We start from the raw sequence: 9,936 nt of genomic DNA on the forward strand, positions 1-9,936 counted from the left end.
TTACAATAGCGTAGGCAGAATGAACCCCGGCGAAGAACCAGAAGAGAGTCGTCAGGCTCCCCTTCTCCCGGAGGGGAAGGGGCCGGGGGATGGGGTGAACGGGGATGAGGCGAACTCGCCCCACCCCTTCGGCATGTACACCACCGACGCCAGGCGCTGGAAAACATCCCTGAAAGACTACGCCCGGCACAACCGCAAGAACCCCACTCCGGCCGAAAACCACCTGTGGCAGGAGTTACGCGGCAACAAGCTGGGCGCCCCGTTCCGCCGCCAGCACGCCATCGAATCCTTTATCGTTGATTTCGTGTGCTTGGCCGCCTGGCTCATCATCGAGGTTGACGGCAGCATTCACGGCGATGAAAGCCAAGCCGAATACGACGGCGGCCGCACCCACGAATTGCAGGAATGCGGTTTCCTGGTTCTTCGCTTCACCAATGAGGCAGTGCTTTACGATACCGCCAACGTGCTAAAGAAAATTGCCGAGCACCTAACTGCGCTCTACCCAAATTATGAGTCCAAGTAGCACTTCCACCAAGAATAAGGAAAGCAGCGCCGCCGTGGCTCCCCATCCCCCGGAGGGGAAGGGGCCGGGGGATGGGGTCAAGCTAGAAGGCGGCACCTACGAAATCCTGCGCAACCGGCTGCAAAAAAGCGGCTCGGACCTGCGCACGCGCCTCGAAGCGCTGAACGCAGGCCGCAAAACCGTTTTCGGGGCCATCGACACCAAGCTGATTGGCACCGGCCGCATCAGCACCGAAAACAATTGCGTGCCGTGGGACATGGTGCCGGTGGGCCGCAATTTCCTGTTCGGCTACAACGTCGTTATCGGCCTAAAAACCGAGGTGGAATTATCGGATGTTTTTGGGGCCTATTCCTATGCCGGTCACGAGTTTCATCCGCTGCCGCTGGAGCTAATTTCGAACGCGCAATTCGCGGAGGAATTTCGTAACTTATACAAGTATTATAAGAACACGCAATTCGTAAAATTTTCGGTGCTCGGCAGCCATTTATTCATGGTATTTCGGGTGGGGAAAAGCGCGAGCGACATCAAGACGTTTAAGTGGCTGTTGCAGGGCGATACGCTCACGTACATCGACAACCGCAGTGACCACGAATACGGGTTTCCGCCGCAGCACGAGTTTACCTGGAAGCGCACTACGCGCGATATGCAGCGCAGCGGCAAACACCCGCATATTAGCATTGAGGACAAGGTTTTTGTGGAAACCATCCACGGCGACCTCACCATTAAGATTGAAAACAACACGGCCAACGGGCGCGGAATCTACTCCGAGCCGGTGGCCGACAAAGACCAGACGCTCGACGATTCCGAGATTTATTACGCCGTCGTTGGCAATATTATTCTGCTGAAAGTCCGGCCGTATCAGGAGCAGGATTACCGGTATTTTCTTTACAATGCCAAGCTACAAACTGCCCAGCGGATGGATGCGTTGGCGGAGGCCTGCGTGCTGCTACCGGACAACCAGGGGCTAATTTTTCCGCACGGATTTTACCTGCAAACCGGCGAGGGAAAGCTGTTTGAAAAAGAGCTGCGCGACATGCTTTTTGAGAAGCGAATTGTGTCGCCCAACGGGGAGGATTTTCTGTACGTTTTTTACAACAAGGACAACGGCGCGTACCTGCTGCTGTCGTATAATATCATCGCGCAACGGGTCGATAATCCCATCAGCTGCCACGGCTACGCGCTGTTTGAAAACGGCGAGCTGTGCTACTTCCGCAAGGACGACGAGCCCAAGAAGCACCACGCGGTGCAAATCTGGCAGACGCCCTACGTGGGCCCCGATTTTGAGCTGCCAGTAACCTCCGACTCCTACCTATACAAGCTCGGCAACAAGGAAATTGTGCGGGCCATGGCCGAGGCGCAGGAAGTGCTGACGCTGCTGGCCAAAGACGACAGCTACGCCGGCCTCTACCTCGACCTGATTCGCCTGACCACAACCCTCAGCGACACCTACCACTGGCTCAGCGAGCCGGCGGCTCAGGCGTTGAACGAACCGCTGCGCGACATTCAGCAGGCGGCCAACGCCGCGGTGGATGAGTTCGACAAAGTGCTGAGCATTCGCAAAAGCACGGGTGCCGAAACCCAGCGCGTGCTGGCCAAAGCCGACGAGCTGACCGGCCGCATCCGGCGCACCACGGCCACCGACGTGAACGAGTACGTGCAGCTGCTGGCGGAGCTGCGCGGCGTGCGCGGCGAGGTCATTTCCCTCAAAGAGCTGCGCTACGTGGAGCTGCCCACGGTGGAGAAAGCCGCCGCCGAGCTGGAGCAAACCAGTAAGGACGTGGCCGCCCAAACGGTGGAATTCCTGCTGAAGGACGACGCGCTGAAGCCGTACGCGGTACGCGTACAGGCCATTGCCGAGGCCATTGAAAAGGTGCAGAAAGTGGCCGAAGCCAACGAGCAGGAAAAGCAGGCTAACGCGGTATCCGGAGAGCTGGAGCTGCTGATTGAAGTGGTGAGCAACCTGCCGATGGAGGACCCGACGCAGACCACGCGCATCATCGACAACATCTCGACGATTTACGCCAGCTTCAACCAGATTCGGGCGGCGCTGAAGCGGCGGCGGCAGGCCCTGGCCGGCACCGAGGCGCAGGCCGAATTCACGGCCCAAATCAAGCTCCTCGACCAGGCGCTGGTGAACTACCTGGACCTGTGCGACGCGCCCGCCAAGTGCGACGAGTACAGCACCAAGCTCATGGTGCAGCTGGAAGAGCTGGAGGGAAAATTCCCGGAATTCGACCAGTTCCTAAACCAGCTGGCGGGCAAGCGCGAGGAAGTTTCGGAGGCCTTCGAGTCGCGCAAAGTGAGCTTGGTGGAAGCCCGCAACCAGCGCGCCTCGGCCCTACTGCAATCGGCGGAGCGCATTCTGAAAGCGGTGCAAAACCGTTTAGGGCGTTTTGAGACGGTGGCCGATATCAACGGGTATTTTGCCTCCGATATGCTGGTGGAAAAGGTGCGCCAGACCGTGCAGCATCTGCTCAGCCTCGGCGACCCGGTGAAGGCCGACGACATTCAGAGCCGCCTCAAAACGGTGAAGGAGGACGCCGTGCGCCAGCTCAAGGACCGCGCCGAGCTATTTACCGACGGCGGGCAGGCTCTCAAATTCGGCCCTTACGCCTTCACCGTGAACACCCAGCCGCTGGAGCTGACCGTGGTGCTGCGCGACGGCGACCTGCACTACCACCTCACGGGCACCAATTTCTTCCAGAAAATAACCGACCCCGCCGTGCTGGCCGCCCGCCCCGTGTGGGACCAAACGGTGGTATCGGAAAACGCCGATGTGTACCGCGCCGAGTACCTGGCCTGGCTCATTCTGCAAGCCGCCCAGCACCCCGCGCCCGCCCACGACGGCCTGCCCGCCGTGCTCTCGCTGGCTGAGCTTTCGCACCTCACCGTGGCCGAGCTGACGGCCTACGTACAGCAATTCATGGCCCCGCGCTACGCCGAGGGCTACCTCAAAGGCGTGCACGACCACGACGCGGCCCTGCTGCTCGAAGCCTTGGTGCGCCTCACCCGCACCGCTGATTTACTACGCTACACCGCCACAGCCCGCGCGGCGGCGGCGCTTTACTGGCAGCGGTTTGCGGGGCGCAAGCGCAAGGCCGCCTGGCAGCATCAGCTGCAAGGCATCGGCGTGCTACTCCAGGTATTTCCCGATTCGCAGGAATTTGAGGCGCTGAAAGCAGAACTGCAGCTGGCAATGGAGGAGTTTGCCGCCGGTACCGGCTTGTTTGCCGTGGCAGAAGTGGCGGAAGCCGGCGACTACTTATTCCACGAGCTGACCCGCGGCGACACCTTCGTTATCTCGCCCGAAGCGGCAGATTTGTTGCAGCAGTTGCAGCAGTCGCTGAAGGAGCGCAACGCCACGGCGCAATACGAGGCCTCGGTAGCCGCACTGGTTGACCAGCCGGCCGCGCAGTTCCAACTGTTGCGGCAGTGGGTGCGGGCGGCGCAACCCGCGCACCCCATCCCCCGGCCCCTTCCCCTCCGGGAGAAGGGGAGCCTGACGACACCTGAACAGACGTCGGAAGAACAGATGTTGGACAATGCCTCCTCAGCTCCCCTTCTCCCAGAGGGGAAGGGGCCGGGGGATGGGGTCAACGAGTGCGCAACCCTCCTTCTAACCGCCACTTTCGACCTCGCCCGCATCATCCGCACGCCGCTGCGCGAAACCCTGACGGGTTTGCAAGGCTCCCACGCCCGCATCCAGGAGCGGAATTACCAGTTGAATTTCCCCGAGTTCCGGCGCCGGCTGCACCACTACACGCACGCGGTGGTGCCGCTTTTTGAAGCCTTCGGTACGCTGAAAAAGGAGCTGGTGGCGCGCTTCAGCGAGGAGCTGCGGCTGAGTGAGTTCCGGCCGCGGGTGCTGTCGTCGTTTGTGCGGAATAAGCTTATTGATGAGGTATATCTGCCGCTTATTGGAGCCAATTTGGCCAAGCAAATAGGCACGGCGGGGGCTGACAAGCGCACCGACCTCATGGGCCTGCTGCTGCTGGTGTCGCCGCCTGGTTACGGCAAAACCACACTCATGGAATACGTGGCCAACCGGCTAGGCCTGATTTTCATGAAAATCAACGGCCCCGCCATCGGCCACGCCGTGACCAGCGTGGACCCCGCGCAGGCCCCTAACTCTGGGGCTCGCGAAGAGCTGCTGAAGCTGAATCTGGCCTTCGAGATGGGCGACAACGTGATGATTTATCTCGATGATATTCAGCACTGCAACCCGGAGTTTCTGCAGAAATTCATCTCGCTCTGCGACGCCCAGCGCAAGATTGAGGGCGTGTACCAGGGCCGCGCCCGCACCTACGATTTCCGGGGGCGCAAAGTGGCCGTGGTGATGGCCGGCAACCCCTACACCGAATCAGGCGAGCAGTTCCGCATCCCCGACATGCTGGCCAACCGGGCCGATATTTACAACCTCGGCGATATCATCGGCGACACGGCCAATGCGTTTCTGCTCAGCTATGTGGAGAACTCGCTGGTGGCCAATCCCGTCCTCAACCGCCTCGCCGCCAAAAGCCAAGCCGACGTGTACCCGCTGATAAAACTGGCCGAAACCGGCGACAGCACCGGCCTCACCTTCGAAGCCAACCACTCGCCCGAGGAAATCAACGAGTACGTGGCCGTGCTGCAGAAGCTGCTGCGCATCCGCGACGTGGTGGCGCGGGTAAACGAGGAGTATATCCGCTCGGCGGCCCAGGCCAACGAATACCGCACCGAGCCGCCCTTCAAGCTGCAGGGCTCCTACCGCAACATGGCCAAGCTGGCTGAAAAGGTGCGCCCCGTGATGAACGACGAGGAAGTGCGCGCCCTCCTTGCCACCCACTACGACAACGAAGCCCAGACCCTTACCAGCGGCACCGAATCCAACCTGCTCAAGCTGCGCGAGCTGCTCGGCTGGCTCCAACCCACCGAAACCACGCGCTGGACCGACATCAAAGCCACGTTCACCCGCAACCTGCGCACCAGCAGCGGCGGCCAGCTGCAGAGCGTGCTTACGCAACTGGAAAATATTTCCAGTGGGCTGGGCGGCATTCGGCAGGTACTGGAGAAAGAATAGTATAGAGGCTTGCAGCTTTTGCAGCTGGCAAAACCGGTCTTTTCACTACGAAATCGTAGCGAACCGAACATGAGGGTTTCAGACCCGAACCTGCTACTCGCGTATCATTGGGCTCCGGAAGCCCGGTCACAGCTATTACTTAACGCCCCCAAAACACATGACCAAAATCAAAGTAGCCAACCCCGTAGTGGAGCTCGATGGCGACGAAATGACGCGCATCATCTGGAAATTCATTAAAGACAAGCTCATTACGCCCTATTTGGAGCTGGACATCAAGTACTACGACCTCGGGATTGAGTACCGCGACGAAACCAACGACCAGGTGACCATCGACGCCGCCAACGCCATTAAGCAGTACGGCGTGGGCATTAAGTGCGCCACCATCACGCCCGACGAGGAGCGGGTGAAGGAGTTCAACCTCAAGCAGATGTGGAAGTCGCCCAACGGCACCATCCGCAATATTCTGGACGGCACCGTTTTCCGCGAGCCCATTGTGATGAGCAACGTACCCCGGCTGGTGCCCAACTGGACCGCGCCCATCTGCATCGGCCGCCACGCCTTCGGCGACCAGTACAAGGCCACCGATTTCGTGACCAAGGGCAAGGGCAAGCTCACCATCACCTTCCAGCCCGAGAATGGTGGCGAAACGCAGTCGTTTGAGGTGTTCAACTTCAAGAGCGATGGCGTGGCCTTGGCCATGTACAACACCGACGAGAGCATCCGCGGCTTTGCGCACGCCTGCTTCAACCAGGCACTGAGCAAAGGCTGGCCGCTGTACCTGAGCACGAAGAACACCATCCTGAAAAAGTACGATGGCCGTTTTAAGGACATCTTTCAGGAGATTTACGAGCAGGACTACACCACCAAGTTCCAGGAAGCCGGAATCACCTACGAGCACCGGCTGATTGACGACATGGTGGCTTCGGCCCTGAAATGGCACGGCAACTTCGTGTGGGCCTGCAAAAACTACGACGGCGACGTGCAGAGCGACACCGTGGCCCAGGGCTTTGGCTCGCTGGGCCTGATGACCTCGGTGCTGGTAACCCCCGACGGCGGCACCATGGAAGCCGAAGCCGCCCACGGCACCGTGACGCGCCACTTCCGCGACCACCAGAAGGGCAAGCCCACCAGCACCAACCCCATTGCCAGCATTTTCGCCTGGACGCGCGGGCTGGAATTCCGCGGCAAGCTCGACAGCAACCAGCCGCTGATTGACTTCTGCCAGGCGCTGGAAGCCGTGTGCATCGAAACCGTGGAAAGCGGCAAGATGACCAAGGACCTGGCCGTCTGCATCCACGGCAACAAGGTGGAGCACGGCCGCGACTACCTCTACACCGAGGAGTTTCTGGAAGCCCTCGATGAGAATCTGAAGAAGAAGCTGGGCGCCTAAGCAAACGTGTTTTTTTTAAGAACGTCATGCTGAGCTTGCCGAAGCATCTCTACCGCGCCAGTAATTCATTTACTACTGCGGTAGAGATGCTTCGGCAAGCTCAGCATGACGTTTTATTTTGTCCGGTTACCTCTGCACGAGTACCTAAGCCTAGCCCTACAGCCCCATCTGCTGCGAATGCTGCAGGGCATCGCGGCTGTGCTCGAAGTGGCAGGTCGCCACGCCGGCCTGCCTGATTTCGTCCAACGCGGCCTCTGCTGCCGGCCGGCCTCCGGCGTGCACCTGCCGGATGTACACCGCCCGCACCCGCCCCGGGTAGCGCTTCACCACGGCTGCGTAAATGCCGGGGTCGTGCTGCGAATCGTCGCCGAGCAGCACGAAGCGCTGGCTGGGGCAGGCCGCGAAAACGCGTACAATGCGGTCGAGCTTGGTGGCGTGCTTGTTCTGGCCGGACTCTCGCAGCTGGCTCAGGCGCTTGAGCTGGCTGAGCTGGAACACGCCTTTGGGCATGTTATTATGAGCCGCAAACTCCAGGATGAAGTCGTAGAGGTTCCACTCGCTGCTGCTCACGTAGAAAAACGCGTTGGGCGGGCCGGGCGTGGGCTGGCCGGCCTGGGCCAGCCACTGGTAGTGGGCCGCCACGTCGGCAAATGGGGCCCGGCTGCGGGCGTTGCGGCTCAGCAGCACCCACAGGCGCTGCCAGCGCGTAGCCGAATGCGACACCAGAAAGGTGTCGTCTATGTCGGAAATAACGGCGTAGGGCGTTTCGTAGGGCACGTGCACCTCGGCGGTGGCGTGGGCCAGCCGCGCGCCGGTGCGGGCGTCGAGCAGCTCGGCGGTGGCCGGGTGCCAGCCGGCGGGCAGCGGGATGGGCAGCGCTACCTCCACTCGGAAGAAGCCGTCGGTATCGGTGCGGGCACCGGTCGTTTGGCCGCCCACGGTCACGCGCACCGGCACTGCGGCCCAGGGCCGCACCAAGAACAGGCGCAGCAAGCCCCAGGCATTGGCCCAGAAATTTACCCGCTCGTAGCGGCGGGACAGCGGACTTTGCCGAAAGGCGTGCCCCTGCACCACCACGCAGCCGGGGCTACCGAAGCCGCGGTACAGCTTCAGGGTGGGCTGCCGGGTGAGGCGCAGCCAGGAGAGGAGTTTTTCAGTCATCAAAAACAGCAGTTCGGCCGTGAGCGGCAGAAACCCCGTTACGAAGGCGGGAGCAGTTTGGATGAGCGGGGGGAGTCTGCTGCCCTTCGTTCAGGAACCCCACCGCCTTGCCGAGCGTAATCGGAGCCGCTCTCCCGTCGCGCCGAACCCCTCGCCCGAAAACACACGCCATGTCCGCCCCTGCTACTCCCCTGCGCTTCCTCTTTGTAGTGAATCCCGCCTCGGGCAGCGCCACCAAAACGGACTGGCCAGCTACCATTCGCAAGTATTTCGAGCCCCTGCCCCACACCGCCACGCTGCTGGAGCTCACCGGCCAGGACGACGGCCAGGCCCTGAAGGCCCGCATTGCCAAAGACCACCCCGACCGCCTCGTGGCCGTGGGTGGCGACGGCACCGTGAAAATCGTGGCCGAGCAGGCCATTGCCGCCAACCTGCCCCTGGCCGTGCTCCCGGCCGGCTCAGCCAATGGCATGGCCAAAGAGCTGGCCCTGCCCCTCGACCCCGCCCAGGCCCTGGCCATCGCCGTGCGGGGACAGGAAAAAGCCGTGGACGTGCTGTACCTCAACGGCTCCGACCTCTGCCTGCACCTGAGCGACATTGGCCTGAATGCCCAGCTCGTGCGCCACGCCCAGCGCCAGAACTGGAGCGGTATGCTGGGCTACGCTCGGGCGGCTTTTTGGTCGCTGCTGCGCCGGCGCCAGATGCGCGTCCGCATTCAGACCGACGAGGGCGAAGTGGAGCGCGCCGCCTTCATGGTGGTGCTGGCCAATGCCCGCGTCTACGGTACCGGCGCCGTCATCAACCCCAACGGCGACGTGTCCGACGGCAGGTTTGAGGTGGTGGTACTGCGCCGACTGGTGGGCCGCGAGCTGCTGAAAATGTTCTGGCACTTCCGTCCCTTCGACCCCAGGGCCGTGGAAATCTTCTGCACCACGGCCGTGAATCTGGAAGTGCGGCGGCGAGTCGAGCTTCAGGTTGATGGTGAATACCGGGGCCGCACCACCCACGTTGAGGCCACCATCAAGCCAGGGGCGCTGCGGGTGCTAGTGGCTGCCGCTGCCGTGGCGCAGAAAGCATAAAAAAGCCCCTCCGGCATGGGGAGAGGCTTTTGGCACCTTAGAAACTGTTGTTACGCAGTCGGGGGCTGGCGCGCGTCTGCGACGCGCTGCCGACTGGCTCCGAGCCTGCGGCTCGCCTACGAACGACGAGCGGCTGGGCCGCAGAATCCGCCCGTCCGAGCCGCAGGCTCAATTAGTTGGCAACGCGTCGCAGACGCGCGCCAGCCCCCAATTGCGTAAGTCCCGTGGCTATTTCTACTTGTCCTTTAGCGGGTCGTGGCCCCAGTTCATAAGGGAGTAGCGCCAGCGCGAGGTTTCCACGTCGGCGGCGTGCTGGGGGCCTTGAGCCGAGTGACGGCTTACGTAGCTGTGCACCTTGTGCATGTGGGCTTCGTCGTCGGGCGTGAGGTCGACTTTTTTCTTGTGCAGGATGTCGACGATCCGCTCGCCGGAATGGTGGCCGATGCTCGTGCCATCGCCGCTGTCCTGGCCCACCGACTGGGATTCATCGGTTTTCAGCCATTTCTCAAGTTCCGAGGCCGTCATGTTGACGTCTTCTTTGAAGGTGGCGTAAATGTCGCTGGGCTGGGGTGCTGTTGCCATAACAAAGCAGGAATTGGTGGAAGGAAAGGTGATAGGAATAACGACTAAACGACTATGGACTGGAAGTCCATAGGTTTGGGTTGCGAATGGAATTCGCGGGTTTCGGCTAAAGCCGACTGAAAGAAACCACTGAAAGTGGGTT

6 protein-coding genes are annotated in these 9,936 nt (G+C 61.3%); 4 read left to right on the top strand and 2 right to left on the bottom strand.

The window, feature by feature from the left end; all coding sequences use genetic code 11:
• The first annotated feature begins 133 nt into the window (after positions 1–133).
• The 3 genes from BEN47_RS07695 to BEN47_RS07705 all read left to right on the top strand — a co-directional run bounded on the left by BEN47_RS07695 (position 134) and on the right by BEN47_RS07705 (position 6,972).
• On the top strand, positions 134–523 hold the full coding sequence (locus BEN47_RS07695) for an endonuclease domain-containing protein (RefSeq protein WP_070726898.1): 390 nt from the start codon (positions 134–136) through the stop codon (positions 521–523).
• Entirely contained in the window at positions 510–5,582 is a 5,073-nt protein-coding gene (locus BEN47_RS07700) for a DNA repair ATPase (protein WP_083322233.1), read from the top strand. Before BEN47_RS07695 ends, BEN47_RS07700 begins: the two co-directional genes overlap by 14 nt.
• Before the next feature lie 157 nt (positions 5,583–5,739).
• Positions 5,740–6,972, top strand: a complete 1,233-nt coding sequence (locus BEN47_RS07705) for an isocitrate dehydrogenase (NADP(+)) (RefSeq protein WP_070726900.1) — start codon at positions 5,740–5,742, stop codon at positions 6,970–6,972.
• Positions 6,973–7,128: 156 nt separating this feature from the next.
• Here BEN47_RS07705 and BEN47_RS07710 read toward each other — a convergent pair whose 3' ends face one another.
• A complete protein-coding gene (locus tag BEN47_RS07710) occupies positions 7,129–8,133 on the bottom strand; it encodes an App1 family protein phosphatidate phosphatase (protein ID WP_070726902.1) in 1,005 nt (334 codons plus the stop codon).
• Between the two features lie 170 nt (positions 8,134–8,303).
• On the opposite strand from BEN47_RS07710, the gene BEN47_RS07715 reads away from it, so the two are divergent.
• The gene (locus BEN47_RS07715; protein ID WP_239691533.1) at positions 8,304–9,212 is read left to right on the top strand and encodes a diacylglycerol/lipid kinase family protein; all 909 of its coding nucleotides are present in this window, start codon (positions 8,304–8,306) and stop codon (positions 9,210–9,212) included.
• A 234-nt stretch (positions 9,213–9,446) separates the two neighbouring features.
• On the opposite strand, the gene BEN47_RS07720 is transcribed toward BEN47_RS07715, so the two are convergent.
• Complete coding sequence (locus BEN47_RS07720) at positions 9,447–9,794, bottom strand: DUF3140 domain-containing protein (RefSeq protein WP_070726903.1); 348 nt, start codon at positions 9,792–9,794, stop codon at positions 9,447–9,449.
• Between the last annotated feature and the right edge of the window lie 142 nt (positions 9,795–9,936).

Source organism: Hymenobacter lapidarius (assembly GCF_001816145.1).
Lineage (GTDB): Bacteria > Bacteroidota > Bacteroidia > Cytophagales > Hymenobacteraceae > Hymenobacter > Hymenobacter lapidarius.

Excerpts from the sequence above, each read along its gene's own strand:
- BEN47_RS07715 (WP_239691533.1), top strand. The coding sequence starts at position 8,304 with ATGTCCGCCCCTGCTACTCCCCTGCGCTTCCTCTTTGTAGTGAATCCC.
- BEN47_RS07695 (WP_070726898.1), top strand. The coding sequence starts at position 134 with ATGTACACCACCGACGCCAGGCGCTGGAAAACATCCCTGAAAGACTAC.
- BEN47_RS07710 (WP_070726902.1), bottom strand. The coding sequence starts at position 8,133 with ATGACTGAAAAACTCCTCTCCTGGCTGCGCCTCACCCGGCAGCCCACC.
- BEN47_RS07720 (WP_070726903.1), bottom strand. The coding sequence starts at position 9,794 with ATGGCAACAGCACCCCAGCCCAGCGACATTTACGCCACCTTCAAAGAA.
- BEN47_RS07700 (WP_083322233.1), top strand. The coding sequence starts at position 510 with ATGAGTCCAAGTAGCACTTCCACCAAGAATAAGGAAAGCAGCGCCGCC.
- BEN47_RS07705 (WP_070726900.1), top strand. The coding sequence starts at position 5,740 with ATGACCAAAATCAAAGTAGCCAACCCCGTAGTGGAGCTCGATGGCGAC.